The following is a 26,143-nucleotide window of genomic DNA, read 5'->3' as shown; positions in this document are numbered from 1 at the left end:
CCTGGTCAGATCGTGGCCGCGAGTCGCGTGCCCTGGTCGATGGCGCGCTTGGCGTCGAGCTCGGCGGCGACGTCCGCGCCGCCGATGACGTGCGTGACGACACCGCGTCCGGTGAGCGCGTCCACGAGGTCGCGCACGGATTCCTGGCCCGCGCACACGACGACCGTGTCGACGTCCAGCACCTGCGGCCGTTCGCGCTTGGGCCCGAAGGTGATGTGCAGGCCGGCGTCGTCGATCCGCTCGTAGTTCACCCCGGTCAGCTGCTCGACGCCCTTGGCCGCCAGCGCCGCCCGGTGCACCCAGCCCGTGGTCTTGCCGAGGCCCTTGCCGATCCGGGACGCCTTGCGCTGCAAGAGGTACACCTGCCGCGCGGGCTCGGCGGGCTTCGGCTCGGTGACGCCGCCGCGCACCAGCTCGGGGTCCGTGACGCCCCACTCGGCACGCCACTCGTCCACGTCGAGCGCGGGGGAGGAGGCGTGGGTCAGGAACTCGGTCACGTCCACCCCGATCCCGCCCGCGCCGATCACCGCGACCCGGTCGCCGACGGGCGCGCCGTGGCGGACGACGTCCACGTAGGACAGAGCGCGCTCCACGCCGGGGATGGCGGGCACGCGTGGCGCGACGCCGGTGGCGATCACGACCTCGTCGAAGCCGGCCACGTCGTCGGCGGTGACCCTGGCGCCGAGGTGCAGCGTCACGCCGGTCAGCTCGATCCGCCGCCGGTAGTAGCGGATCGTCTCGGCGAACTCCTCCTTGCCCGGGATGCGGCGGGCGATGGCGAACTGGCCGCCGATGTCGTCGTCGGCCTCGAACAGCTCCACCTCGTGGCCCCGCTCGGCCAGGGAGGTCGCCGCCGCGAGCCCCGCCGGACCCGCGCCCACCACCGCGACCCGCTTGGCGCGGCGGGTCGGCAGCAGCCGGAGCGTGGTCTCGTTGCCCGCCCGCGGGTTGACCATGCAGGTCGCCTTCTTCAACGAGAACGTGTGGTCCAGGCACGCCTGGTTGCACGCGACGCACGTGTTGATCTCGTCGGCGCGGCCGGTCTCGGCCTTGCGCACCCAGTCCGGGTCGGCGAGGAACGGGCGCGCCATCGACACCATGTCCGCGTCACCGCGCGCCAGCACCTCCTCGGCGACCTCCGGCATGTTGATCCGGTTCGACGTGACCACCGGGATGCCGACGTGCGGGCGCAGCTTGGCGGTGACGTTCGTGAACGCCGCGCGCGGCACGGACGTGACGATCGTCGGCACCCGTGCCTCGTGCCAGCCGATGCCGGTGTTGATGATCGTCGCGCCGGCCGCCTCGACCTCCTGGCCGAGCGCGACGACCTCGTCCCAGGTCTGGCCGTTCTCGACGAGGTCGATCATCGACAGCCGGTAGACGATGACGAAGTCCGGACCCGCGGCGTCACGGCAGCGGCGCACGACCTCGACCGCGAGGCGACGCCGGTTCTCCGAGCTGCCGCCCCAGCGGTCGGCGCGCTTGTTCGTGCGCGGCGCGAGGAACTGGTTGATGAAGTAGCCCTCGGAGCCCATGATCTCGATGCCGTCGTAGCCCGCCTCCCGGGCCAGCGCCGTGGCCCGGGCGAACGCGTCGATCTGCGCGCGCACGCCCCGGTCGGACAGGGCACGCGGGCGGAACTTGGCGATCGGGGCCTTGAGCGCGGACGCGGAGACGCTGAACGGGTGGTACGCGTACCGGCCGGCGTGCAGCAGTTGGAGCGCGATCTTGCCGTCGTGCTCGTGCACGGCCTGCGTGATCACGCGGTGGTGGCGCGCCTCGCGGTGCGTGGTGAGCTTGGAGGCGAAGGGGTAGAGCGAGCCGGCCAGGTTGGGCGAGAAGCCCCCGGTGACGATGAGGCCGACGCCGCCGCGCGCCCGTTCGGCGAAGTACGCGGCCAGGGCGTCGAAGTCCTTGGCCCGGTCCTCGTTGCCCGTGTGCATCGAGCCCATGAGGACGCGGTTGCGCAGGGTCGTGAAGCCCAGGTCCAAGGGCTTGAGCAGGGTGGGGTAGGCGGTCATCGCCGGTCGTCCTCTCGCATCGCGGCCAGCACCTCGTCGCACCACTCGACCAGCGCCTGCTCGGCCCGGATGCCGCCGCGCAGGACCAGGTACTGGTGCAGCCGCCGACCGGACAGGGCCGACGGGTCCGGGAAGTCCTTCTTCTCGATGGCGAGGTAGACGTCGAGGCGTTCGGCGTGCAGGTCGCGGTGCCGCGCGACCTCGCCGGTCAACGCCTCCGCGTCGCCCAGCGACGCGCCGCGGACCTTGACCGACAGGTCGTGCCGGATCGTCTCCGGCTCGCCCGGCGAGGCCAGCCAGCGGGCGAGCTCCTCGCGGCCGGGTCCGGCGACCTCGTACACCTTCTTGTCCGGGCGGCCGTCCTGGGCGACCTCGTGGCACGACACCCAGCCCAGCTCCACCATGCGCTTGAGCGTGCGGTAGATCTGCTGGTGGGTGGCGGCCCAGAAGAAGCCGATGGACTTCTCGAACCGCTGGGCCAACTCGTAGCCCGAGCCCGAGCGCTCGTCCAGCGACACGAGGATCGCGTGCTCCAACGCCATGGCGGTGACGGTAGCCGTGCAACGGGGTGCAGTGCAACAAGTTGCATAGGTGCCCGCGAAGATCCCGGCAGCCCGGGCGCGTCGACGGCGCCAGGGCTGCCGGGAGGCCCGTTGCTCGGCTAGAAGGCGTCCACGACGCAGGTGCTCGCCACGAAGCCGTCGATCGCGCCGTCGTTCTCCAGGTCGACCGCGATCCAGCCGTTGGCGTTGGTGACGCCGCACGCGCTGTACCGCCCGCCGGCCTCCAGCCACCCGCAGGCCAGCAGATCGCCCCGGTACACCGTGGCGACGATGCCGTAGTTGGTGCCGGGGCCGCTCCGGACGTTGAGCCTCTCGGTGTCGACCTCCACCCAGCCGGTGCTGCAGGTGGCGGCGGGCCGCGGGGCCTGCCGGTCGGACCCCGCGGTCGGCGCCGCGCCGGCGACGCCGCCGAAGGCCAAGCAGCCGAACAGCGTCGCGCCGACGGCGATCACGGACTTTGCCTTGTTCATCACTACCGCCTCGTTCGATCGGTGTCTGGGCCGGCGGGGACCGGTGCGCGGGTCGACCAGGACGGAGGCGTTGCCGAACGTGGTGGTCGCCGCGCCGGGCCCACGATGGCGTACCCATGGTGTGAACCTCTTGCAGAGTTCCTGCACGGCGCTGGTGCAGGCGCTATGCCTGGTGTCGGGGAGAGAGGTCTCGGCGCACGGGGGGTGAGGGCGTGGCGGTCGTGTTGCGCTTGCTGGGGGAGGTGGCCGCCGAGGTCGACGGGCGGCCGGTGGACCTGGGCGCGCCCAGGCAGCGGTGCGTGCTGGCCGCGTTGGCGGTCGACGTCGGCCGGGCGGTGCCGGTGGACCGGCTGGTCGAACGGGTCTGGGGCGCGGAGGTCGCCAGACGCGCGCCGGCCACCTTGCACAGCTACATCTCCCGGCTGCGGCGGGCGCTGGCCCGCGCGGACGGTGAGGCCATCGTGCGCCGGTCCGGCGGCTACGCCCTGGTCGCCGACGCGGTGGTGGACCTGCACCGGTTCCGCCGGCTGTGCGGTCGCGCCCGCGACGACGGCGCCGTGCGGTCGTTGACGGAGGCGCTCGCGTTGTGGCGCGGCGAGGCGCTGACCGGGCTGGCCGGCGAGTGGGTGCAGGCCGTGCGCGACCGGTTGCGGCAGGAGCGGTCGGCCGCCGAGCACGACCTGGTGGACGCCCGGCTGCACGCGGGGGAGGGCGCGGAGCTGGTGGCCGAGCTGTCCGCGCGTGCCGCGCGGCACCCGTTGGACGAGCGGGTGGCGGGCCAGTACCTGCTGGCCCTGCACCGGGCCGGGCGGACCCCCGACGCGCTGGCGCACTACCGGCAGGTCCGCACGCGATTGGTCGAGGAGCTGGGCGCCGAGCCGCGGGTGGCGCTGCGGGAGCTGCACCGGCGGATCCTCGCCGCCGACCCGGCCCTCACCGCGTCGCACCCGCGTGCCGGGGCGGTGGTGCCTCGTCAGCTGCCGGCCGCGCCCGTGCCGTTCGTCGGCCGTCGCGACGAACTGGACCGGCTCGACGTCGTGAGCACGGGCATCACCGCCGTCGTCGGCGCGGCAGGCATCGGCAAGACCTGGCTGGCGCTGCACTGGGCGCACCGGCGGCTCGACCGGTTCCCCGATGGCCAGCTGTACGTCGACCTCGGCGGGGCCGGCGCGCCGATGGACCCGGTGGTGGCGGTGCGCGGGTTCCTCGACGCGCACGGCGTCGACCGGAAGCCGACGGACCCGCACGCCCGAGCCGCCCTGTTCCGCAGCCTGGTCGCGCAGCGGCGGATGCTGCTGGTGCTGGACAACGCCGCCGACACCGCCCAGGTCACCCCGCTGCTGCCGGGCGGCCGGTCGTGCGCGGTGATCGTGACCAGCCGCGACAGCCTGCCGGGGTTGGTCGTCGGGCACGGGGCCGCGCACGTGCCGTTGGACGTGCTGTCGAGGGCCGAGGCCCACGCGTTCCTGACCGCGCGACTCGGCGCGGCCCGGGTGCGGGACGAACCCCGCGCGGTCGAGGAGTTGGCGGGGCTGTGCGGCGGGTTCCCGTTGGCGCTGGGCATCGCGGCGGGCTACGCCTGCACCCGTCCGCGCCTGCCGCTGAGCGCGCTGGTCGCCGAGCTGCGGGGGGTCGACCTGACCTCGTGGGAGGGCGGCGACTTCGCGGTGGGCTCGTGCGCCGTCCATCCCTGGCTCCATCGCCGGACGTTCCGCGACCAGGGCCGCGTGGCGGCGCTGCCGGTCTTGAAGTCGGCATCGGCCTGCCCAGCGGACTACCGCTTCGGTTCGACGGGGGACCGCTGCGCGGTCTGGCGCGAACAACGCTGGGACGGACCACGGGTTCGCTGACCCCGCCGCTTCCTCCGCCCGCCACCCTGCCCGGCGCCGGAGCTGACCTGTCAGGTTGGCGACTCGTGGTGTCGGCGCAGTCGGGGCGGTTGCCCGGGCAGCCGATCGGGGCGACTCGGCGCGGCCGTGGCCGTTGCCGGGTCAGTCGGTCGGGTCCGGGTGTCGCGCGGCGATCAGCACTTCCAGTCCGTCCAGGATCCGGTTCAGGCCGAACGTCCAGCCGTTGTCCCGGGGCGCGCCGTTGATCGATCGCGCCGCCTCGTGCAGCGCCGGGAAGCGGTCGCCGTGCTCGTGCAGGATCGTCCGCAGCTGCTTCTGCTCCGTCCACGGCTGCGTACCCGCCGTCGCGCCCGACTGCGTGTTGCGGATGTGCCCGCTGAGCAGGAACACCGCGTCCATCCGCTCGCCGCCGTCGAGCCCGGTGCCGTCGAGCGCGGCCACCGCGGACTCCGTCCAGCCCACCTCGCGCGGACCGGTCATGCGCTCACCGGTCGTCGCGGCGGGCAGCCACGGGTGGCGTCGCCAGGTCTCCCGCATCAGGTCGGCCCACCTGACCAGGCGCGGTCGCCACCCGCCCGGCACGCCGCTCAGGTCCGGCGGCTCGCCGACGGCCGACTCGATCATCACGGCGACCAGCTCGGCCTTGCTCGCCACGTGCCGGTACAGCGCCATCTTCGTGACGTCCAACTTGGCGGCGACCTGCTGCATCGACACCGACGCCATCCCCTCCGCGTCGGCGACCCCGATCGCCGCGGCGGCGATGCGGTCGACGGTGAGCGCCACCCTGGGTGGCCGTGCGGGCTTGTCTCGCGAACCCCACAGCAAGTCCACGCCCTGGTCCTCGCTCGCCATCCGCTCACCGGCTTCCGAAATCGGGGTTGCTCACGTTGTCGATCTGTGTCTATCGTACACCGAGTGTCCGACGGACACACAAGTATCCGCAGGACACAGCCGTGTCCGCCTGTGCCAATGGGGGCTTCAGACCATGTCCGTGAAGATCTTCGTGAACCTGCCGGTGACCGACCTGACCAAGTCGATCGAGTTCTTCGCCGCGCTCGGCTTCGCGCACAACCCGCAGTTCACCGACGAGAACGCGTCCTGCGTCGTGTTCAGCGACACCGTCTACGCGATGCTCGTGACGAAGCCGTTCTTCCAGACGTTCACCACCAAGGAGATCGCCGACGCCACCACGACCACGGAGGTGATCGTGGCGCTGTCCCTGGACAGCCGCGAGCAGGTCGACGAGGTGGCGGACAAGGCGCTGGCCGCGGGCGGCGGGTTCGTCAAGGACGCCGAGGACCACGGCTTCATGTACGGCCGCAGCTTCGAGGACCTCGACGGCCACGTGTGGAACCCGTTCTGGATGGACGAGGCCGCGGCGCAGGGCTGAATCCCGGCCGGGACGCGGACGCCCGGCTGATCACCCGAGCCCGAGGGACCGGGCCGGGTGATCAGCCGGTGACCGGCTGGCGTCAGCCGATCTGCCAGTGCTGGTCGGCCGCGCCGACGCAGTCCCACATCACGACCGCGGCGCCGTTGCCCCGGTTGGCGGCGGGGATCGTCAGGCACTTGTTGTTCGAGTTCCGCAGCTCGCTGCCGTTGAACCGCCACTGCTGCCCCTGGCAGTCCCACTGGTTGAGGCCCGCTCCGTTGGCGCCGTTGCTGTCGTTGACGTCGAGGCACCTGCCGCTGAACACGTTGCGGTACTCGCTGCCGTTGCTCTCCCACCTCTGGCCGTCGCCACCGGTGCAGGTCCACATGGCCACGGCGCCGCCGTTGGCCGTGTTGCCGCCCCGGACTTCAAGGCACAACCCGCTCAGCCTCGAGACGATCTGGACGCCGACCTCCGCCTGCTCGGACCGCGGCTGCGGCGCGGTGCCCGCCGAGGCCGACGCGCTGACGAGACCGCCGACCGCCAGCGCCGCGGCGGCCACGCCCGTGAGAAGCCCTTTCGAACCGGACCGGATCATGGTGTCCTCCCCTTGAACCTCTGGTGCAGGTCCGCGCTGCCACGCGACCTGCGCTGAACCCTCCGCCGCGTGGCGGCTCGGCGGGTATCCCGAAACTTGGGGGTGCCGGGCGGGCGACCGCGGCGTTGCGGGGTGGTCGCGAACGGCTCACACTGCGCGGTGTGGACCGTTCGGGGGAGCGGTTGCTGCGCGAGCTGACCGCGGTGACCGGACAGGGTGCGAGCTGGGCCGAGTCCGGCGCGGAACTCTCGCGGGCCGTCGCGTCCGTGGTGCCGCACGACGGGGCGCGCTTGACGGGTCTGGGGCCGGCGACCGGGTTCGGACCGGCTTCGTTCAGCTTCTGGCACGGTTACGAAGCGGACTTCGGCCAGGGGTTGCTGCGCGGTTGCCACACGGGCCAGGACCCGTGCCTGCGCGAGGACCTCGCGCGGCGACCCGTCCCGGTCGACGTGGTGGCGGGCGCGGGCGACGGCCCGCGGCACCGCGCGGTGCGGCGGCTGTTCGCCGATCACGGCGTCCAGAGCGAGCTGCGGCTGCTGCTGCGCGACGCCCGCGGCGTGTGGGGGACGCTCGGCCTGATCCGGGCGCGCGGCGCCCGGCCGTTCAGCGACGATGACCTCGGCAACGCCGCGCGGCTCGGACCGACGTTGGTGGCGTTCCTCCGCCGGTACGTGACCGCGGGCCCGCTGGTGCCCACCACGGCGAGCCCGCCGCCGGGCGTGATCATCCTCGGCCCGGACCACGAGATCAGAGCGGCCACTCCGGCGGCGCTCGCCTGGCGGGAGCGGCTGGACCGCCGCCTGCGCGCTCCGGAGTGGACCGGCAGGTCCTTCTTCGCCGGGATGTCCGCCCTGGCCCGCACCCCGGCGGGCGCGCCGCTGGTGCTGGGCCCGGCGGCGAGCTACGGGCGGTGGATCGCGTGCCAGGCGGAGCGGCTGGACGCCGACGGCGCGGGCGACGTGGCGGTCGTCATCCAGGCGGCCACGGCCGCGCAGCTGCTCCCGTCCTTCTGCTCCTGGTACGGCATCACGGCCCGCGAACGCCAGGTCGTCGAGCAGTTGCAGGCGGGTGCGGCGCCCAAGCACATCGCCCGCAGGCTCGACCTGTCGGTGCACACGGTCAACGACCACCTGAAGGCGATCTTCCGCAAGACCGGCGCCCAGGGCCGCGACGAGCTCATCGCCGCGATCAGCTGACGGTGCCGGCGGTGGCTCGCCGGCGGTGGCCGGACGTGGCGGCGCGGGCGCAGGAACCCACGCCGCCGCCCGGCACCGGTCAGAACTGCAAGGACCAGCCGTTGATCCGGCCCGTGTCCGCGGACGCGACGTCCTGCACGCGCAGCTTCCACGTGCCGTTGGCGACCTCCGAGGACGCGTTCACCGTGTACGTGGTGACGACGTTGTCCGCGCTGTCGTTGCTCGACGTCTTCACCCGGTACGCCGAGCCGTCCGGCGCGATCAGGTCGATCACCAGGTCACCCCGGTAGGTGTGGGTGATGTCCACGCCGACCGCCAGCGCCGACGGCGCGTTGCCCGCGACACCGGAGACGGTGATCGGGCTCTCGACCGTGGTCAGGTCGGGGATGGTCACGTCGGCCGGGTTCTCGAACCGCGGCCCGGGCGGGTTGCCGCCGGAGCCGGCCAACGTCCACAGGGCGTGGGCGATGGCGTCGGTGTTGCGGTCCAACGCGGTGGCGTCGACGTTGGAGAGGGTGTCGCACGAGCGGTGGTAGCAGCGGTCGAAGGCGACGCCCGCCGTGCCGCCCCACTTCTGCGCCTGCGCGGAGGTCTTGGTGACCTCGGCGCCGGTGAACGTGCCGCCGACCGGGATGCCCGCCCTGGCGAACGCCGCGTGGTCGGACCGCCCGCCGACCGACGTCAACTCGGTCGGCACGCTGAACGCCGCCTGCAACGTCTGCTGCAGCAGCAACGACCCGGACGGCTGGCCCGAGGCGCTGTACACGAAGTAGCCCGGGTTCGGCGAGCCGATCATGTCGAAGTTCAGGTACGCCTTGATCCTCGACCGCTCGGTCGTCGGCAGGTTGTTCACGTAGTACGTGGAGCCGATCAGGCCGAGCTCCTCCGCGCCCCACCAGCCGAACCGGACGTGCCTGGTCGGGGCCAGGCCCTGCCGCGCCACGGTCAGCGCGACCTCCAGCAGGCCCGCCGAGCCGGTGCCGTTGTCGTTGATGCCCGGACCGGCGCTCACGCTGTCCAGGTGGCCGCCGAGCATCAGCACGTCGTTCGGGTCGCCGCCCGGCCAGTCCGCGATCAGGTTGTAGCCGGTCGCGCCGTTGCTGGTGAACTGCTGCACGGACGTCTGGTACCCGGCCGCGTCCAGCTTCGCCTTGACGTGGTTGACCGACGCCAGGTAGCCGGGCCTGCCGTGCGCCCGGTTGCCGCCGTTGTTGGTGGCGATGGTCTGCAGGTCGTTCAGGTGCGCCTGGACGTTGGCCACCGGGATGTCCGGCACGGCCGCCGCGCTCACCGGGGCCGCGGTGGCGACGGGTGGGCTCAACAGGGCCGCGGCGAGCAACAGGGCGCTCGCCACAGGGGTCGTCCTTCTCAAGGACATGGCTGCCTCCGCAGGGTTTAGGGATAGCCACGCACGAGCGTGGGGGCTGTGCCACCCCTGCGGTAGCGACTTTCGTCGTGGCACGTTCGGACGCAGACCAGGCGATTCCGTCTGCGCGATAGCTTCAGCGCATACCAAATCCGACCACGCGCGGCACGCCGGGACGGGGCTCTACTGCTGGGCGCGCTGAGCGCGGGCCCTCCGCTTGCCCTCGTGCATGGCCTGGACGCGGGCCACCGGGATGGTGTGCCCCTCGGCGACCAGGTCGTCCGGGAGCTTCTGGGACGCGGGCATCCGAGAGTGCCACGGGTCGTCGTCTCCGAGCAGCGCCGGCGCGGTCTTCACGGTGAAGTCGGCGGGCGTCACGGAGTCGAGGTCGTCCCAGTCCACCGGGAACGACACCGTGGCCCCCGGCCGGATGCGAGGGCTGTACGCGGCGGCCACGGTCGAGCCGTAGGCCCGCGTCGAGTCGAGGAACACCCGCCCGCCCCGGTCGTCCTTGATGAACGCCGTGGTCGCCAGTTCCGGGTCCAGCCGTTCGGCCCGCGCCGCCAGCGCCCGGGTCGCGGCGGCCACGTCGTGGTCGACGCCCTGCACGGGCACGAACACGTGCACGCCCTTGGACCCGCTGGTCTTCACCACGCCGGACAGCCCGTCGTCGGCCAACGCCCGCCGCACGAGCTTCGCCGCCGCCACGACCACGTCGAAGCCCGAGCCCTCCGGCGGGTCGAGGTCGAGCACGAGGTAGTCGGGCCGGTCGAACGCGTCGGCGGGCGCCGGCGTCACGTGGTACTCGACCGCGCGCTGGTTGGCGAACCACAGCAGCGTGCGCCGGTCCTCGCACAACGCGTACCGGATCTCCCGCTTGGACGTCTCCGCCCACAGGGGCACGGTCCGCACCCACGGCGGCGTGTACTTCGGCAGGTTCTTCTGGGTGAACGGCTCCTGGCCCGGCCGCACGCGCACCACCGACAGCGGTCGCCCGGCCAGCGCGGGGATGATCCGGTCGCGCACCGCGTCGAGGTAGTCGACGAGGTCGCCCTTGGTCGCGTCGGCGCCGTCGAACAACGGCTGGTCGAGGTTGGTCAGCGCCACGCCGTCCCGCTCTTCACCCATCGCACCACCCTTGCGGTTGACCGTGCCGCAGGCAAGCGGGACACGGCCCGCGCCGCGGGGGAACGGGCCGTGTCCGGGTTCCGATCAGGCGGGGAGGCGCCAGACCTGGTTGGAGGCCGCGAAGCAGTCCCAGATCTGCAGCCGGGTGCCGTCGGCCGAACTGGGGCCGGTGGCGTCGAGGCAGCGGCCCGAGGCCGGGTTGCGCAGCGTGCCGTCGGAGCCTGCCTGCCACTTCTGCGCGCCGGTGCCGTTGCAGTCCCACAGCTGGATCGCGGTGCCGTTGGCGGTGCCCGCGCCCGCCACGTCCAGGCACTTGCCGAGGGCGCGCAGCGAGCCGTCGCCGGAGACGGTCCAGCTCTGCGCGTTGGTGCCGTTGCACGTCCAGAGCTGGATGGCGGTGCCGTTGGCGGACGACGCGCCGGCCACGTCGACGCACTTGCCCGCGATGCCGGTGATGGGACCGGTGCGGCCGGGCGGGGTGGTGCCGCCCATGACGGTGTCGTAGATGGCGCTGAGCAGGGAGGTGCTGCCGGTGGTGTCCTGCGACAGCTCCCAGTTCATCACGCCGCCGGCGTTGGCCATGGCCCACTGGGTCTTGCGCTTGATGGTGGGCACGCCGTTGTAGCACTGCTGCACGCCGCTGACGGTGACGCAATCGCGGTTGGCGTTGGCCGGGTCCATGGCGACCAGTTGCGCGTAGGTGTAGTAGTTCGGCCTGCTGTAGAACGGCACGCCGAGCACGGCCTTGGCGGCGGGCAGGCCGCGCGACTTCCAGTAGTTGACGGTGCCGATCGACCAGTCGTAGTTGGCGTGCGGGCTGCCGCCGTCGTAGGCCATGATGTTGAGCCAGTCGACCTGGCCGAACACGGCGGTCTGGACGCCTTCCGCGGTGCCGCCGCCGGAGACGACCGCGGCGGTGAGGAGCTTGCCGCGGCTGTGCATGGCGGTGCTGAGCTGTCCCATGAGGGCGGTGAAGTTGGTCGCCGACGCGCCCGGGTCCGGGTACTCCCAGTCGATGTCGACGCCGTCGAGGTTGTACTGGTTGACCGCGTTGACCACGGCGTTGACGAACGTGGTGCGGCTGGTGGCGTTGGCGGCCAGGGCCTCGAACGCCGAGTCGTTGCCGTCGTTCCAGCCGCCGATGGCGAGCGAGACGCGCACGCCGTTGGCGTGGGCCAGGGAGACCAGGGACGAGAGCTTGCCCGGGTCGGGGATGGCCTGGAGCGTGCCGTTGGCGTTGGGCAGGGCGAACGCGTAGTTGACGTGGGTGAGCTTGGTGTACTGGACGGCGTTGACGCTGCCCGCCCAGGACGGCAGGTAGCCGACGCTCTTGAAGCCGTTGGGCAGGACGGTGGCCTGTGCCGCCGGGGCGGTGGCGACGGCCACCGCGAGGCCGGCCGCCGCCGTGGCGAGGGCGAGGCCCGCGGCGCCCCACCGGGTCGATGCGCGCCGTGATGGTGCAGGGGACTGCATGGACGTGGTCCTTTCACAGGGGTGCCCACGGCCGTCGTTCGCGCGGGTGGCGGCGGATCCGCGCGGTCGCCGGCAGGGGACTGGCAGCCGCGCCCGACCTTACTGGCGTACTTGATTCAAGTCACGATAAAAGTCGGCCGGTACCGCGATGACGAGTCCTCGCAGGCGGGAGGGATCGGCGATGACGTCGTAGGCGGCGATCCGGTCGTCCCGGACCGTGACGGTGAGGGCGAGCCGGAGCCGTCCGCGCGGTGCGACGACGATGCCGACGCGTCCGTCCACGAGGGCCGGTTCGGCGTGGCGCGCGTTCGCGGCGAGGACGACGGTCTCGGCGGCGACGGCACGCGCGCCGCGGACCTCGGCCGCCGCGCCGGGTGGCAGCACGGCGGGGTCGGCGCGGCGGACGACGTCGGGATCGAGCACGGCGAGCAGCGCGTCGAAGTCCCCCTCGCGGGCGGCGGCGAGGAACGCGCCCACGACCTGCCGGTGGCGGGTGAGCTCGGCTTCGGGGAGCGCGGTGATGCCGCGGACCTTGTGCCGGGCACGGCTGGCGAGCTTCTTCGTGGTGGCCGTGCTTCGGCCGACGATCGGCGCGATCCGCTCGAACGGGACGGCGAACGCGTCGTGCAGGACGAACGCGACGCGTTCGGCGGGCCCGAGCGCGTCGAGGACGACGAGCAGCGCCCGTCCGATCGAGCCGGCCAGCACCGCTTCGGTCTCCGGGTCGTCGTCGGCGGGCAGGTCGGGCACCGGGTCGACGACGTCCTCGCGGCGGGCCCGGCGGTGGCGGAGCACGTCCAGGCACACGCGGGAGACCACGGTGCGCAGCCAGGCGGCGAGGTTGTCGATCCCGTCGGCGTCGACCCGGCGCAGCCGCAACCAGGTCTCCTGGACGGCGTCCTCGGCTTCGGGCAGGGAGCCCAGCATCCGGTGGGCGATCGCGCGCAGGTGCCCGCGGTGCGCCTCGAATCGGTCCGCCAGGTCGTCTCGCATCGGTCCCCTCCCGGTCGTCTACCGGGTGGACGAGCCGCGGCGGTGGAAGGTGACGGGCTCGACCGCCCGGGCGTCGACGTGGTAGCCAGGGATGGACTCAGGGCCGCCGCCGCAGAGCGAGGAGAGCGATCGCATGGGGAAGCGCCTGATGGCGGTGGGCGTCGCGCTCACCTGCCTCGTCGCGGCGCACGTCGGCTCGGCGCGGGCGGTGGCGGCGGAGCTGTCCGCCGGGTTCAGCCAGTCGTCGGTGTGGAGCACCGGGTACGGCGGGCGGGTCGTGCTGACCAACACCGGTGACGCGGAGAGCACCGGCTGGGTGGTGGAGTTCGACCTGCCGCCGGGGTCGTCGGTGAGCAACGCGTGGAACTCCGTGCTCACCCGGGACGGGCAGCGCCACCGGTTCGCCGACGCGGGGTTCAACGGCCGCGTCCGGCCCGGCGGCACGGCGAGCTTCGGGTTCACCGTCACCGGCCTCGGCCTGCCGACCGGCTGCACGGTCGACGGCACGCCGTGCGACGGGGGCGGTCCGGATCCCGACACGTCCGCGCCCTCCGTTCCCGCGAGTCCTCGGGTGACGGGTGTGACGGCGGGTTCGGTGTCGTTGGCGTGGGGCGCGTCGAGCGACGACGTCGGCGTCACCGACTACCAGGTGCTGCGCGGCACGGCGGTGGTCGCGTCGGCGACGTCCACCGCCGTGACCGTCGGCGGTCTGCTGCCGGGCACGGCGTACGCGTTCACCGTGCGGGCGCGTGACGCGGCCGGCAACGTCTCCGGCGCGAGCGCCGGGGTGACCGCCACGACCGGCGGGGGCTCGGGGTCCACCGTGGACGTCTCCACGGCGGCGCAGCTCCAGGCGGCCCTGGCCGCCGCCCTCCCGGGGCAGACGATCCGGCTGGCCGCCGGGGTGTACCGGGGTTCGTTCGTGATCACGCGGCCGGGCGCCGCCACCGCTCCCGCCACGCTCACCGGCCCGGCGGACGCGGTGCTGGTCAACGACGGGCCGTCGGGTCCCGCGCCGAGCTGCCCGACGCCGACCCCGGGCTGGGATCCCGGCTACGGGCTGTGGCTGCACGACGCGCCGCACTGGAACCTGACCGGGTTCACCGTGCGGGAGTCGAAGAAGGGGATCGTCGCGGACAACTCGCACCACACCGTGGTCGACCGCGTGCACGTGCACCACGTGGACGAGGAAGCCGTGCACTTCCGGCGCTCGTCGGCGGACAGCGTGCTGCGCGATTCCACGATCAGCCACACGGGACTGGTGCAGCAGGGGTACGGCGAGGCCGTCTACATCGGGTCGGCCAATTCGAACTGGGCCTGCCACGGCAATTCCGGTGGCGTGGACCGCAGCGACCGGGTGCACGTGCTCGGCAATCGGATCGGACCGGGTGTCGCGGCGGAGCACGTCGACGTCAAGGAAGGCACGTTCGACGGCGTGATCCGGGGCAACGCGTTCGACGGCGCCGGCATCTCGGGGCAGAACTCGGCGGACTCGTGGGTCGACGTGAAGGGCATCGGCTACGCGATCGAGGGCAACACCGGCACGTTCGCCGGACCGGGGACGTTCGCCAACGGCTACGAGACGCACCACCCGGCCACCGCGCCGTCGTTCGCCAACGGGTGCGGGAACGTCTGGCGGGACAACCGCTCGGACCTCGGCGGCGTCGGCCAGTACGCGATCCGGATCACGTCCGCGTCGAAGTGCGCGGGCGCGCCGAACGCGGTGCACGCGTCGAACGCGGTGACGCGGGCGGTGATCGGCCTGACCAACATCGCGATCTCCCCGTGACGCCGAGTCGAGCGGGGGACGGCGCGGATCGCCGCCGCGCAAACCGCGGGAAACACAATTCCGGAGGCCGATCCGAATCGCCGCGCGGGCTTTAGGTTAGCCTCCCCTTAATGATTTCGTGTTGCGGTACCCGGTGGTCGGTGGCAGCGTCCCGGGCAGGAACCTGCTGTCCAGAGGAGCGGTCATGACCACCACGGAAATGCCGGCCGTCAACTCGTGCACGGTCACGGGTTGTTCGTACAACCACGACGGTTGTCACGCTTTCGCGATCACCGTGAGCGGCGCGAACGGGGCCGCCGACTGCGGAACGTTCATCCCCCTGGCCCGCAAGGGCGGTCTGCCCAAGGTCGTCGCGCAGGTCGGCGCGTGCTCGCGCACCGACTGCATCCACAACGCCGAACTGGAGTGCACCGCGTCCGGTGTGCGCGTGGGGCCCGGGCAGGGCGACCACGCCGCCAACTGCCTCACCTACACCAGGGCGAAGGACACCGCGAGTCCGACGCCGTCCTGAGGGCGCACGACCGCCGCCGGCCGGTCAGCACCCCTCAGAGCTGACCGACCGGCGGGGCTGGACGGCGTCTCAGCGCCGTCGGCGGTGGTGCCGTGCGACCACGAGCGAGGCGGCCACCAGCACCAGGTTCTTCAGCACGAACTCACCTGTGACGCTGAGCAGCAACGGGTTGCCGTGGCGGAACGCCAGCGCCGGCTGCACCACCAGCACGAGGAACGTGCCGAGCAGGTGCAGCGCCGTCAGCGCCGCCACCAACCGCACCTGCACCGCCAGGATCAGCGCCATGCCCGCCAGCACCTCGAACACGCCGACGGTCGGCACGAACCAAGCCGCCGGCAGGAACGGCACGGTGTCGGCGACCAGGTCGCGCACCGGCGACGTGCCCGCGACCTTCAACACCCCGAACCACAGGAACACCACGCCCAGGGCGAGCCGCAGCAGCGGAACGCTCCGGTCGAGCACGCCGTCCACCGCGCGTGACGCCCCGTCGAGCAACGCCGTGCGCGAGGACCCGGTGGTCGGCGCCTGGTCGGTCTCGTGCTCGCTGGTCAGCTCGCTGGTCATCCGTCATCCCCCCTCGTAGCGGACGGCTCAGGCGCCGGACCGGCGGGCCGTGGTGAGCGTGTCTCCCAACGACCGCAGCCGCGTGTCGGTCCGCTGGACCTGCTCCGCGACCACGTCCAGCGCCCGATCCAGGTGCGGGCGCACCGTCGCGGCCCAGTCGACGCCCGACGCCCGGTCACGGGCGTCCTGGGTCGGCTCCGGGAACGCCGCGGCGACCGCGTACACGACCGCGCCGAGCACCGCGTCCAGCACCAGCTCCGGCAGCAGCGACAGCACCAGGTTGGGCAAGTGCCCCGCCTCTTCGTCACCCGATCGGGGCTGCCACGGGTCGAGGTGCGGCCGGACCGTCTCCCACAGGCCCGCGTCGACCGCGCCCACGCCGTACCGGCCGGCCCACTGCAACGCGTCCGCCCTGGTGACGGTGGCCGTCAGCACCTGGCGGGCGTCCGCGCCGATCCGCAGCAACTCCGCCAGGTCCAGGTCCGCCGGCGTGCCCATCAGCGCCGGCCGCAGGTCCATCGCCACCTGGTGGTGCCAGCGCGTCGCCCACACCGCGCGCCACCACATGGCCTCCTGGGTGGTCGGCCGGGACAGCCACACCGCGATGTTGCGGAAGTAGGCCTTGATCTCCTCGTACGCGGCCCGGCCCGCCGGCGACGCGGCGAACCCGACGCTCTTGATCGGGTCCTCCGGCACGGTCGGGTCGCCGACCAGGTTGACGTTGAAGAAGTGGTGCCACGTGGCGTCCACCGCCACCCGGCCGACGCCGACCTGGTGCCCGTCGTACGCGCCGATCGCGCCGAACGTGCTCGCGTCCAGCCGCCCCTTGCGCGGGTCGCGGTCCGCGGCGCGGGCGTTGAGCGTCGACCACGCCACGACCTCCGGCGCCAGGCCGGCCGGGTACTCGGTCATCTCGTACCCGTCGAAGGTGAACGACCTGGTCAGGTCGTCCGGCACGTAGCACTCGCCCTCGTGCGGGTGGTCCGGCAACACGCGGATCGTGCCGCGCGGCCCCGACAGCAGCGGGTGCGGGTAGCCCTGGTGCGCCCACTTCGGCGAGTCCGACGTCGCGTACATCCGCGGCGTGATGACCTGCGGGATGTCGTCGGACTGGTCGTTGAGCTGGAACAGCGGGTCGTGGCCCTCCGACAGCGTGTCGTTGCGGTCCGGACCGTCGATCGACGGCGCGACCGGCTCGCCGTGCGGACCGGGGTCCGGCCAGTGCCACTTGCGCATGCTCCGCACGCGCGGCAGGTCGCCGCACATGGACACGCCCAGGTCCTCGTGGTCGCCGGTGGCGAACACGCCGCCGCCGGCGTCCATGAACTCCGCCAACGCCCGCAACTCGGTCTGGTCCAACGGCGGCCGGGGTGCGCGGGCCACGCCGAACAGCCAGATCTGGTCGTACTGACCCAGGTCGTGCCCGTCGAACCGGAACCCCGGCAGGTCCGCGGACAACGCGGGCAGGTTCTCCTCCCGATGCGCCCGCGTCACCTCGAACCGGACCCACGGCCCAGGCGGCGTGGACAGCACGTCCACGAGGGTGGCCAGGCCGAAGTCGGCCCGGTCGAAGCTCGCCGTCCCATCGGTCACCATCAGGATCCGGACGGCGTCCGGCTCGGCCAGGACGGACGTGTTCGGCATGGGTGCTCCCTCTCGGTTCACGGTGTCATCCCTTCGATCTCGACCAGCAGGTCCGGGCGGCAGACGTCGACGGTGAACACCGCGATGTCCGCGCGCCGGGAGAATTCGTCGCGGCACAGCCGCGTCACGAGGGGCACGTCCTCGGGTCGCTTGACGTAGACCTTGATCGCGCGCAGGTCCTCGAGGCGGTAGCCGCCGTCGATCCCGTGCCCGGTGAGGTTGTCCGCGCCGATGAGCGCGGCGATGTTGGCCAGCGTCACCTGGACCTGGCGCGCCACGTCGCCGGGGGCCACGGTGGCGTGGTCGAGGATGCTCGCGGTGCCCGACACGTACAGCGAGCCCCGGCCCTGCTCCGGCTTCAGGTACGTCGCCCGCGCGAAGCTCGGCGGCCTCGGCCCGTACTGCTCCGGGTACTCGTGCGCGGGCACCTGCAGCGGGTTCTCCAGGTGCACGGCCGCGTGCGACCGGTGCGCCAGGAAGTAGAACGCGACGCCGTCGCCCAGCGAGCCGATGCCGGTCGACGCCGGCATCGCGTGACCGCGCTCGTCGAACGCCTTGCCCCGGCCGACGCAGAAGTCCCGGTACACCTCGGTGCCGCGCGCGCTGGGCTCGGTGATGCCGTCGAGCATGTTCCACATGCGGAACACGTTCCGGTAGCCCAGGTCCTCGACCAGCTCGAACGCCGCCAGGTACGCCTGGTGGGCCGCCTCTTCGCAGTCCGCCGACGGCCCGATCCACCCGGCGCAGAACAGCACCTCGCCGTCGTGCGCGTAGAGCAACCCCTTGTGCTCGCCGGTCCGGACCACGCTCCCCTCGGTGTGCCAGACCTCCACGACCTCGGGCTCACCCGGCCGCAGCATGTGCAGCGGGAGGACCGGCAGGCCGTGCTCCCACCGCGGCCTGCCGCCCTCGGTCGAGTGGCGGACGGCGCCCAGCACGGTGTCGCCCGCCAGGACGGCGAAGTCCTCCGCCGTCCGGAACGTGCACGGCGGCGTCACTATCACGTTGCCACGCAATGTTTTTCCCCCTCTTGAAGTCGGACCGCACGCCACGCCGCGATCACGGCGAGCGCCTGTCCGGGATTGAGCCGGGGGTCGCAGAGGCTCGTGTACGAGCCGGTCGGGAAGTCGTCCCAACCGCATTCCGCGACCTCGTCCGGAGTGGTCTCCAGGTGCAGGCCGCCGGCCACCCCGCCGGCGGCCTCCACCGCGGCCCGGAAACCCGCGACCTCGCGGACCACCGTGGCGACCAGTCGTGCCTTGCGGCCCTCGGCGTCGGTGACCGTGTTGCCGTGCATCGGGTCGCACAGCCAGATCACCGGGTGGCCGGCCGCGCGGACCGCGCCCACCAGCGGCGGCAGCAGCTCGGACACGGAATCCGCGCCGAGCCGGGCGATCAGCGTCAGCCGACCCGGCTCCCGCTCCGGGTCGAGCCGCGCGCACAGCGCCCGCAGCTCGTCCGGCCGCATCGCGGGGCCCACCTTGCAGGCCACCGGGTTGGCCACCGACGCCAGCAGCCGCACGTGCGCGCCGTCGACGTCGCGGGTGCGCTCGCCGATCCACGGCCAGTGCGTCGAGGTGAGCAGCGGGACGCCCCGGGCGTCCCGGCGCACCATCGGCAGCTCGTAGTCCAGCACCAGAGCCTCGTGGCTGGTCCACAGCGACGGGTGGTGGCGCCGCAGCAGCTCGGTCGCCGACCGCGCCGCGTGGTAGCCCGCGAGGAGCCTGGTCGGGTCCGCCCGCCGGGTCAACGCGTCCGCCTGCGGCGCGTTGACCAGGTCGCCCCGGTACACCGGCAGCTCCACCCCGTCGACCACCTCGGTCGGCCGCGAGCGCGGCTTGGCGAACTGGCCGGCCATCCGACCGACTCGCACCACGGGCCGGTCGCCGTCGCCGAGGGCCGTCGCCAGTCGGTCGACCAGCGCCGCCTTCGGCGTCACGTGGCGCGGACCGCACTCGGCGAACGGCTCGGCGCAGTCACCGGCCTGCACGACGAGCCGCCGACCGGCCGCGACCTCGCCCAGTTCGCGCCGCAGCGCCGCCACCTCGCAGGGCGTCACCAGGCCGGCCAAGCGCGCCAGCCTCGCCCGGAACGACCGCGCGCGGCGGTCCGGCCACGGCGGCTGCTGGGCGGCGGTCAGCGATTTCCAGTGCGCCGTCTCCCATTCGGACAACGCCTTGGCGTGGCTGCGCGGAACTGGCTCCGTGGACACTCGCGCCTCCGTTGATCTGGTTCGGTCGTCGGTTTGTACGGCAATCATGCTGAAACGCGACGTGTCTTTTCGTCGGTCCCCGGGTGGATTCGCCGTGTCCGCTTTCCCGTGCGGCGTCGCCCGATCGAGGTAAACCGTGAGGGGGATCGTCAAGCTCCGACGCAGGGTGGACGATGGTTCGGGAAAGGTGTGATTCCATTGTTCTCAGCGCGTGGAAATGCGTGCGCGCCGAACGCGGGATCGCGTGACAAGGGGAGGGAATAGTGTCCGGTTCCAACGTGCGGCTTGTCGTGTCGGTCCAGGCGCGCGGTGTCGACGGCGAACCTCGGGAACGCCATCCGGCCGCCGGGCCGCCGAACGGCCGGCGGCACGAGCCGAACGGCGACGACCTCACCGCACCACGGCCCGACGGGGTGTTCGCGCGGCACCGGGGCGGGATCCTGCCCGGCCGTTCCGACTGCGGGATCCGGCCGGGCGCCCCGTGCGGCCACCTGCCGTCGTGCCGGAAGGAATGGGCCTGATGGACGGCGAGGGACGGCCACGGTGGTTGTCCCGCCCCACGGCGGTGGACGTCGCCCTGGCGGCCTCGGCCACCGCGGTGGACGTCTTCCTGTTCTCGGCGTTCAGCAACCGCACGCCGGAGGGCGCGGGTCTGTGGCTGTTCGTCGCCCTGGTCGCGATCGGCTTCGCGGCGCTGCTGGCGCGGCGCAGGTACCCCGTGCTGGCGTTCGGGGTCGTCTGGGTGTGGGCGGTGCTCGTCACGCCGACGAACGAGCTGGAGTTCCAACCGACCGCGATGCCGTGCGTGGCGTTGTTCGCCGTGGCGCTGCACGGGCGGCTGAAGGCGTCGGCCGGCGCGCTGCTCGCGTGCGCGGTGCTCGCCGTGCTGACCGGGCTGACCGAGGCCGCGTCCCGGCCGCCCGAGGCGCGGCTGGTCGCCACCTACGCCACGCTGGTGTTCTACCTGCTCGTGTACGGCTGCGTGTGGGCCGGCGGGCGGTCGGCGCGGCTGAGCCGGCAGCACGCCGAGGACCTGGAGTTCCGCCGCCGGGTGGAGGCGCACGAGGCGGTGCTGGGCGAGCGCACCCGCATCGCGCGCGAACTGCACGACATCGTGGCGCACTCGGTGACCGTGATGGTGTTGCAGGCGGCGGGCGCGCGGCGGGTGCTCGACAGCGACCCGGTGCGGGTCGGGCACGCGCTCGGCCACATCGAGGAGGCGGGCGAGCAGGCGATGGGCGAGCTGCGGCGGATGCTGACCGCGTTGCGGCTGAGCGACGACGACGGGTCGGGCGACGGGGTGACCGGTCGGCCGCAGCCGGGGCTGGCGGACGTGGAGCACCTGGTCGGCACGATCGCGGCGGCCGGGGTGCGGGTCCACACGCGGGTGGAGGGTGAGCCGCGTCGGCTGGCCGCCAGCGTTGACCTCGCCGCGTACCGGGTCGTGCAGGAGGCGTTGACGAACGTGACCAAGCACGTGGGGCCCGGCGCGGAGGTGGACGTGCGGCTGCGGTGGGAGCCGTGCGAGCTGACCGTCGAGGTCGCCGACGACGGTCGTGGCAGGCGACCGGAGCGGGCGCTGTCCACGAACCACGGCCTGGCCGGGCTCGTGGAGCGGCTGGCGATCGTGGGCGGGAGGCTGGCGGCCGAGCCGGCGCCGGCGGGCGGGTTCCGGGTGAGGGCCGTGCTGCCGGTCGCCGGGCCGGTGGCGAGCGAGCCCGTGCGGGAGCACCGGTGATCCGCGTGATGCTGGTGGACGACCAGCCGTTGGTGCGGGCGGGTCTGGCGATGCTGCTCGACGCCGAGCCGGACATCGAGGTGGTGGCCGAGGCGGACGAGGGCGCGGGCGCGGTCGCGCGGGCCGCCGAGCTGCACCCGGACGTGGTGCTCATGGACGTGCGGATGCCCGGCGTGGACGGGGTCGAGGCGACGCGGCGGATCATCGACGCGGACCCTGCGGGCGAGGACCACGCCACCAAGATCATCATCCTGACGACGTACAACGTGGACGAGGCGGTGTACGCCGCGTTGCGGGCCGGTGCGACCGGGTTCCTGCTCAAGGACGCGGTGCCGCGCGAGCTGGTCGACGCGGTGCGCACGGTGGCGTCGGGTGAGGCGTGGCTGGACCCGACCGTCGCGAAAGGACTGATCAGGGAGTTCGCCGCCCGACCGCGCCACCAGATGCCGACGTCGGCGGAGATGGGCGAGTTGACGGTGCGGGAGCGGGAGGTGCTGGTGCTCGTGGCCCACGGGTTCTCGAACCCGGAGATCGCCGTGCACCTCGTGGTCGGTGAGGCGACGGTGAAGACGCACCTGGGGCGGATCCTGATGAAGCTCGGGCTGCGCGACCGCGCCCAGGCGATCGCGGCGGCGTACCAGAGCGGCTTGGTCGTGCCGGGGAGCAGCCCGCCGCCGCCGGCCGGTCGTCCGGCTTGATCCTCGCGGGCCGGCCCGTCTTGATCGTTACGGTGGGTCGGGGGGCGGGTGCACGGCGGTGGTGCGCGCTACCGTGAGCTGTGCGCATCCTCCCGCGCCGGGCACGTCGCCGTGCCGAACCGCCGAGCGTGGTGCTCGATCCGGCAACGGCGGAACTCGTGCGTCTGGGCGCGTTGCTGGAGGTCGTGGTCCAGGCCGTGGCGTTGCAGGAGCGGGCGGAGGCCGTGATCGCCGACTGCGCGCAACCCGGTGAGACGTCGTGGGAAGTCGCGCGCAGCGGACGTGCCGTGGCGGCCCAGTACGGCAGGCTGTCCGGCTGGGCGGCGGATCTCGTGTGGCAGACCGACCGCCCCCCGCCGCCGCAGCGGGTCGTGGAACTCATCCGCTACCACCTCGGCATGCTGGACTGCGCCCTACGCCTGGCGTTCCCCCGCTACCGCACGGACCGCCTGGAATCCCGCCGCCTGTCCATGACGGGCCTCGGTGCCCCGGCCCGCGAACTGCGCGACCTGGAAACCGCCCTCCGCCACCGCATCACCACCCTCTCCGCGTAACCGCGTGTCGAACCTTCAGCGCCCGCGTGTCGAACACTCAGGACCCGCGTGTCGAACCTTGAGGACCCGCGTGTCGAACACTCGGGCCCTCCGAATTCAACGTTCAGGACGACTCGGCATCCGGCAGCGGGATCCTGAGCGTTGAATTCGGGGGTCCTGAAGGTTCGACACGCGGGTCCTGGAGGTTCGACACGCGGGTTACCAGGTGGTTTGGCCCCAGGCGTACGGGTAGAGGGGGTTGCCGTAGGTGGAGGGGACGGGGGCACCCGAGTCGATCTTGGCGCGGATGTCGGCACGTTCGGCGGCGGTGGCGCCCAGGTCGTACGGGACGTCCCAGTGTTCGGTCGCGTCCGCCGGGATGTCGGTGCCGCCGGGACGCAGCACGTCGGTCAGGGTACGCGGCAGTTGCCACGGCAGTTTGCCGGTCGGGGTGTAGTCGCCGAAGAGCAGGGACGCCAAGGCCGGGCCCATCTCCTCGCCGCCGCGGTACGTCACCACGATCGCGCTCGCCAGGTTGTGCCACTCGGTGATCACGTAGGGGCGGGGGAGGACCAGGGCGACCACGACCGGGATGCCCTGGCGGTGGAAGTCCTGGATCAGCGCCAGCTGGTCCGGGGGCAGGTAGGGCTGCTCCTTCGGCCAACTCGTCGCGTGGGTGTACGAGGTCTCGCCCACCGCGACGATCGCCAGCTTCGGTGACGGCCCGGTGTCCTTGTGGACGTTCACCCCCGCCTGCGCGGCACGCGTGCGGATCGCCTGCAACATGGTCTGCGAGCCGTACTCCTGGTGGAAGTAGCTGGTCCAGATGCAGCACGCGGCCGTGTCGTCGGCACGCGGACCGGCCACCACGATGTTGTCACCGCGGTTGAGCCGCACCGGCAGCACACCGGCCGTGTTCTTCAACAAGGTCATCGCCTCGCGCGACGCCTGGTTCGCCAGCGCCGCGTACTCCGGCTTGTGGAACCGGTACGGCCCGTTCACGGGGTCGCCGTACGGTTTCTCGAAGATCCCGAGCTTGAACTTCACCCGCAGCACCCGCCGCACCGCGTCGTCGATCCGCGCCGCCGGCACCGCCGAGGTGAACCCGCCGATGGTGAACCCGGGCGCGCCCGGGTCCGCGCCACCCATCACGTCGGAACCCGCGTTCGCCGCGCCGACCCACGAGCCCGACGGCAACCAGTCGGTCGTGATCAGCCCGGTGTACCCGAGGTTCTGCCGCAGGTACGCGAGGATCTTCGCGCTGTCACCCGCGCCCGGACCACCGGGATCGAGCAGCGAACTGCCCGCGTACCCCGGCATGATGTTCACCGCGCCGGCCTCCATCGCGGCCCGGAACGGCGCCGTGTGGTATTTGATCGTCACGTTGTCGTACACGATCAACGCCTCACCTCCCGCGCCCTCGCCCGGCCAGTGCTTCACGGTCGCCAGCACGGAACCCGGACTCAGCTCCGGCCCGCCCTGCAACCCGGCCACCAGGGCCCTGACCTGCGCCGACGCCACCTCGGAACTCTCGCCGTTGCCCTCCTGGATGCGTGGGTACAACACCTTCGTGCCCACCTCGGCCAACGGCCCCAGCACACCGCGCGCGCCGACCTCCAGCTGCTCGCGCCGCTGCATGTCGCCGAGCTTGTACTGCAACGGGTAGTTCCGCGCCGCCGCCAACGCGCTTTGCAACGGGTACGTCGTCTTGTACCCGGCGATGGTGTCGCCCGCCGACACGAACGGGATGCCGAGCCGCGTGCCGCTCGACCCGAGCAACGCGGTGTGCAGGTCCTGCGCCTCCGCCGGCCCGAAGTGCCACCCCGAACGCGGGAACACCTGGGCGTTGTAGAACATCTGGTAGGCCTTCTCCTCGATCGTCATCCGACCGAGCAGGTCGTTCACCCGCGTCTCCACGGGCTGCCGCCAGTCCTCGTACGGCTCGACCGCGCCGTTCTTGTTCAGGTCACGGCTGCCGTTCACCACCCGCACGCCGTCGTCCACCGAGGTCAACGTCGGCACGTACACGCTGAACGTGCGGATGTTCGACGCGCTGGTGGCCCCGGAGCCGTCCACCGCCACCACGAACCACCGGTACGTCCACCGGTCGGTGATGTCCCACGTCGGCGTGTAGCCGGTGCCGGTGGGCTCGGCGACCTTGGTGTAGAGGTCGATCAGGTTGCCCGATGCGGTGAAGTCGTAGTCCGTGCGGCTGACATTGAGCCAGACCTGGTAACGCACCGCGCCCGGCACCGCCGCCCACGAGAACGCCGGACGCCGCGTGGACGTGATCATCGCGTTGTCGGCGGGCGCGGACAGCGCGAACCGGCCCGTCACCGCGGGCGCCTTGGTCGGCGGCGACAGCAGTGGCGGGGTGGCCGCGGAGGTGTCCACGGCGCCGAACACCTGGAACTCCCAGAGGGAGACGCCGTAGCCCGTGGCGCGCGCGGTGGCGAACAACCGCAGGTAACGGCCCGTGCCGGCGACGGCGAGCCGTTCCGTGCCGCCCGTGCCGGTGGTGGTCGCGTAGATCTGCGTCCAGTTCACCGCGTCGTTCGACAGCTCGAGCCGGTACCCCTTCGCGTACGCGCCCTCCCAGTTCAGCACGACCTGGTCGACGGTCGCGACGCCGCCGAAGTCGACCCGCAGCCACTGGTTGTCGGCGAACTGGCTGGACCACCGGGTGTTCGGGCGGCCGTCCAGCGCCGCGGCGGGCGCGTTGCCGCCCTCCCACGTCGAGGCCGCGACCTGCTTGTACTCGGAGATCGGCGTTCCTGCGGTGGAACCGCCGGTCGTGCCGTAGACCTGGAACTCCCACAGCGAGTAGCCGTAGCCGGTGGCACGGGCCGTGCCGAACAACCGCACGTGCCGACCCGTGCCGGTCACCGGGATGGACTGCGTCCCGCCGGCGGAGTTGGCCGCGGTGTGGATCGTGGTCCACGTGACGCCGTCGGCCGAGGTCTGGAGCTGGAACGCGGTCGCGTAGGCGGACTCCCAGGTCAGCACCACGCGGTCCAGCGTCGCGGTGGCGCCGAGGTCGACGCTCAACCACTGCGGGTCGGCGAACGCGCTGGACCAGCGGGTGCCCGCGTTGCCGTCGGTGGCGGCGGACGCGGCGGTGCCCGCGTTCTCGGTGGACGAGGCGGTGGTCGGTTTGCCCTGGGAGAGCAGGACTCCGGCAGCTCTCGCTTCCCGTGACGCGGTGAGCTGCCCGGCGATCAGGGCGGCGAGGACGACGAGCAGGGGCAGGACCCGGCGGCGTTGCCGGGCGGGCGCTTCGGGCATGGCGACTCCAGGCAGGGGTGACCCGCGGCCGGTGTGCCGCCGGCCGCGGATCGTCGACAAACTCTCGGAGAGCGCTCTCCCACAGCGAACTTCACCCGCCGTGCCGCCGTCAAGAGACCCGCGGACCGGTTCTCGCGCA

At 72.7% G+C, this 26,143-nt stretch carries 23 protein-coding genes; 9 read left to right on the top strand and 14 right to left on the bottom strand.

Going from position 1 to position 26,143, the window contains the following annotated elements:
* Positions 1-5: 5 nt before the first annotated feature.
* The 3 genes from AB0H12_RS22075 to AB0H12_RS22065 all read right to left on the bottom strand — a co-directional run bounded on the left by AB0H12_RS22075 (position 6) and on the right by AB0H12_RS22065 (position 3,054).
* On the bottom strand, positions 6-2,021 hold the full coding sequence (locus AB0H12_RS22075) for an FAD-dependent oxidoreductase (RefSeq protein WP_499624761.1): 2,016 nt from the start codon (positions 2,019-2,021) through the stop codon (positions 6-8).
* Positions 2,018-2,563, bottom strand: a complete 546-nt coding sequence (locus AB0H12_RS22070) for a PadR family transcriptional regulator (protein ID WP_499624759.1) — start codon at positions 2,561-2,563, stop codon at positions 2,018-2,020. The genes AB0H12_RS22075 and AB0H12_RS22070 overlap by 4 nt, the downstream gene beginning before the upstream one ends.
* 119 nt (positions 2,564-2,682) lie before the next feature.
* Complete coding sequence (locus tag AB0H12_RS22065) at positions 2,683-3,054, bottom strand: SH3 domain-containing protein (protein WP_499624757.1); 372 nt, start codon at positions 3,052-3,054, stop codon at positions 2,683-2,685.
* 212 nt (positions 3,055-3,266) lie between these two features.
* Between AB0H12_RS22065 and AB0H12_RS22060 the strand changes: the two genes are divergently transcribed.
* Positions 3,267-4,904 carry an AfsR/SARP family transcriptional regulator gene (locus AB0H12_RS22060; RefSeq protein WP_499624755.1) on the top strand — a complete coding sequence of 546 codons (1,638 nt, stop codon included), beginning with the start codon at positions 3,267-3,269 and terminating at the stop codon, positions 4,902-4,904.
* Positions 4,905-5,045: 141 nt separating this feature from the next.
* Here the strand turns inward: AB0H12_RS22060 and AB0H12_RS22055 are convergent, their stop codons facing one another.
* Positions 5,046-5,756, bottom strand: coding sequence for a TetR/AcrR family transcriptional regulator (locus AB0H12_RS22055; protein WP_499624753.1), 711 nt, complete (start codon positions 5,754-5,756; stop codon positions 5,046-5,048).
* A 133-nt stretch (positions 5,757-5,889) separates the two neighbouring features.
* Between AB0H12_RS22055 and AB0H12_RS22050 the strand changes: the two genes are divergently transcribed.
* The gene (locus AB0H12_RS22050) at positions 5,890-6,294 is read left to right on the top strand and encodes a VOC family protein (protein WP_499624751.1); all 405 of its coding nucleotides are present in this window, start codon (positions 5,890-5,892) and stop codon (positions 6,292-6,294) included.
* 82 nt (positions 6,295-6,376) lie between these two features.
* Here the strand turns inward: AB0H12_RS22050 and AB0H12_RS22045 are convergent, their stop codons facing one another.
* Positions 6,377-6,874, bottom strand: coding sequence for an RICIN domain-containing protein (locus AB0H12_RS22045; RefSeq protein ID WP_499624749.1), 498 nt, complete (start codon positions 6,872-6,874; stop codon positions 6,377-6,379).
* Between the two features lie 161 nt (positions 6,875-7,035).
* On the opposite strand from AB0H12_RS22045, the gene AB0H12_RS22040 reads away from it, so the two are divergent.
* Positions 7,036-8,070 carry a LuxR C-terminal-related transcriptional regulator gene (locus tag AB0H12_RS22040; RefSeq protein ID WP_499624747.1) on the top strand — a complete coding sequence of 345 codons (1,035 nt, stop codon included), beginning with the start codon at positions 7,036-7,038 and terminating at the stop codon, positions 8,068-8,070.
* A gap of 79 nt (positions 8,071-8,149) precedes the next feature.
* On the opposite strand, the gene AB0H12_RS22035 is transcribed toward AB0H12_RS22040, so the two are convergent.
* From AB0H12_RS22035 to AB0H12_RS22020, 4 genes are all read right to left on the bottom strand, one after another.
* Positions 8,150-9,448: a M28 family metallopeptidase gene (locus AB0H12_RS22035; RefSeq protein ID WP_499624745.1), complete on the bottom strand. Its 1,299-nt coding sequence runs from the start codon at positions 9,446-9,448 to the stop codon at positions 8,150-8,152.
* A 171-nt stretch (positions 9,449-9,619) separates the two neighbouring features.
* A complete protein-coding gene (locus AB0H12_RS22030) occupies positions 9,620-10,564 on the bottom strand; it encodes a DNA polymerase domain-containing protein (RefSeq protein ID WP_499624743.1) in 945 nt (314 codons plus the stop codon).
* Between the two features lie 84 nt (positions 10,565-10,648).
* The gene (locus AB0H12_RS22025) at positions 10,649-12,037 is read right to left on the bottom strand and encodes a glycosyl hydrolase family 18 protein (RefSeq protein ID WP_499624741.1); all 1,389 of its coding nucleotides are present in this window, start codon (positions 12,035-12,037) and stop codon (positions 10,649-10,651) included.
* Positions 12,038-12,136: 99 nt separating this feature from the next.
* The gene (locus AB0H12_RS22020) at positions 12,137-13,030 is read right to left on the bottom strand and encodes a sigma-70 family RNA polymerase sigma factor (RefSeq protein WP_499624739.1); all 894 of its coding nucleotides are present in this window, start codon (positions 13,028-13,030) and stop codon (positions 12,137-12,139) included.
* A gap of 133 nt (positions 13,031-13,163) precedes the next feature.
* Here AB0H12_RS22020 and AB0H12_RS22015 point away from each other — a divergent pair, with 133 nt between their 5' ends.
* Positions 13,164-14,819 (top strand): cellulose binding domain-containing protein, encoded by a 1,656-nt coding sequence (locus tag AB0H12_RS22015; RefSeq protein ID WP_499624737.1) that lies wholly within the window; start codon positions 13,164-13,166, stop codon positions 14,817-14,819.
* A 184-nt stretch (positions 14,820-15,003) separates the two neighbouring features.
* Positions 15,004-15,330 (top strand): DUF1540 domain-containing protein, encoded by a 327-nt coding sequence (locus tag AB0H12_RS22010; RefSeq protein WP_499624735.1) that lies wholly within the window; start codon positions 15,004-15,006, stop codon positions 15,328-15,330.
* Positions 15,331-15,399: 69 nt separating this feature from the next.
* Here the strand turns inward: AB0H12_RS22010 and AB0H12_RS22005 are convergent, their stop codons facing one another.
* The 4 genes from AB0H12_RS22005 to AB0H12_RS21990 are packed head-to-tail and all read right to left on the bottom strand — an operon-like array spanning position 15,400 to position 19,750.
* Entirely contained in the window at positions 15,400-15,894 is a 495-nt protein-coding gene (locus tag AB0H12_RS22005) for a DoxX family protein (protein ID WP_499624734.1), read from the bottom strand.
* Between the two features lie 27 nt (positions 15,895-15,921).
* Positions 15,922-17,538: a hypothetical protein gene (locus AB0H12_RS22000; protein ID WP_499624732.1), complete on the bottom strand. Its 1,617-nt coding sequence runs from the start codon at positions 17,536-17,538 to the stop codon at positions 15,922-15,924.
* Positions 17,539-17,555: 17 nt separating this feature from the next.
* Positions 17,556-18,542: an FkbO/Hyg5 family chorismatase gene (locus AB0H12_RS21995; protein ID WP_499624731.1), complete on the bottom strand. Its 987-nt coding sequence runs from the start codon at positions 18,540-18,542 to the stop codon at positions 17,556-17,558.
* Positions 18,539-19,750: a 3-deoxy-7-phosphoheptulonate synthase gene (locus AB0H12_RS21990; protein WP_499624730.1), complete on the bottom strand. Its 1,212-nt coding sequence runs from the start codon at positions 19,748-19,750 to the stop codon at positions 18,539-18,541. The genes AB0H12_RS21995 and AB0H12_RS21990 overlap by 4 nt, the downstream gene beginning before the upstream one ends.
* A gap of 263 nt (positions 19,751-20,013) precedes the next feature.
* Here AB0H12_RS21990 and AB0H12_RS21985 point away from each other — a divergent pair, with 263 nt between their 5' ends.
* From AB0H12_RS21985 to AB0H12_RS21970, 4 genes are all read left to right on the top strand, one after another.
* On the top strand, positions 20,014-20,271 hold the full coding sequence (locus tag AB0H12_RS21985; RefSeq protein ID WP_499624729.1) for a hypothetical protein: 258 nt from the start codon (positions 20,014-20,016) through the stop codon (positions 20,269-20,271).
* A complete protein-coding gene (locus AB0H12_RS21980; RefSeq protein ID WP_499624728.1) occupies positions 20,271-21,488 on the top strand; it encodes a sensor histidine kinase in 1,218 nt (405 codons plus the stop codon). Before AB0H12_RS21985 ends, AB0H12_RS21980 begins: the two co-directional genes overlap by 1 nt.
* Positions 21,485-22,186 carry a response regulator gene (locus AB0H12_RS21975; protein ID WP_499624727.1) on the top strand — a complete coding sequence of 234 codons (702 nt, stop codon included), beginning with the start codon at positions 21,485-21,487 and terminating at the stop codon, positions 22,184-22,186. The genes AB0H12_RS21980 and AB0H12_RS21975 overlap by 4 nt, the downstream gene beginning before the upstream one ends.
* An 80-nt stretch (positions 22,187-22,266) precedes the next feature.
* On the top strand, positions 22,267-22,740 hold the full coding sequence (locus AB0H12_RS21970) for a hypothetical protein (RefSeq protein ID WP_499624726.1): 474 nt from the start codon (positions 22,267-22,269) through the stop codon (positions 22,738-22,740).
* A 198-nt stretch (positions 22,741-22,938) separates the two neighbouring features.
* On the opposite strand, the gene AB0H12_RS21965 is transcribed toward AB0H12_RS21970, so the two are convergent.
* Positions 22,939-26,004, bottom strand: a complete 3,066-nt coding sequence (locus AB0H12_RS21965; RefSeq protein WP_499624725.1) for a discoidin domain-containing protein — start codon at positions 26,002-26,004, stop codon at positions 22,939-22,941.
* Between the last annotated feature and the right edge of the window lie 139 nt (positions 26,005-26,143).

The sequence above is a fragment of the Actinosynnema sp. NPDC023794 genome (assembly GCF_040639675.1).
Taxonomy (GTDB): Bacteria; Actinomycetota; Actinomycetes; order Mycobacteriales; family Pseudonocardiaceae; genus Actinosynnema; species Actinosynnema luteola.
Note: the sequence above shows the minus strand (reverse complement) of the source record. Positions and strands in the feature narration are given on the sequence as shown.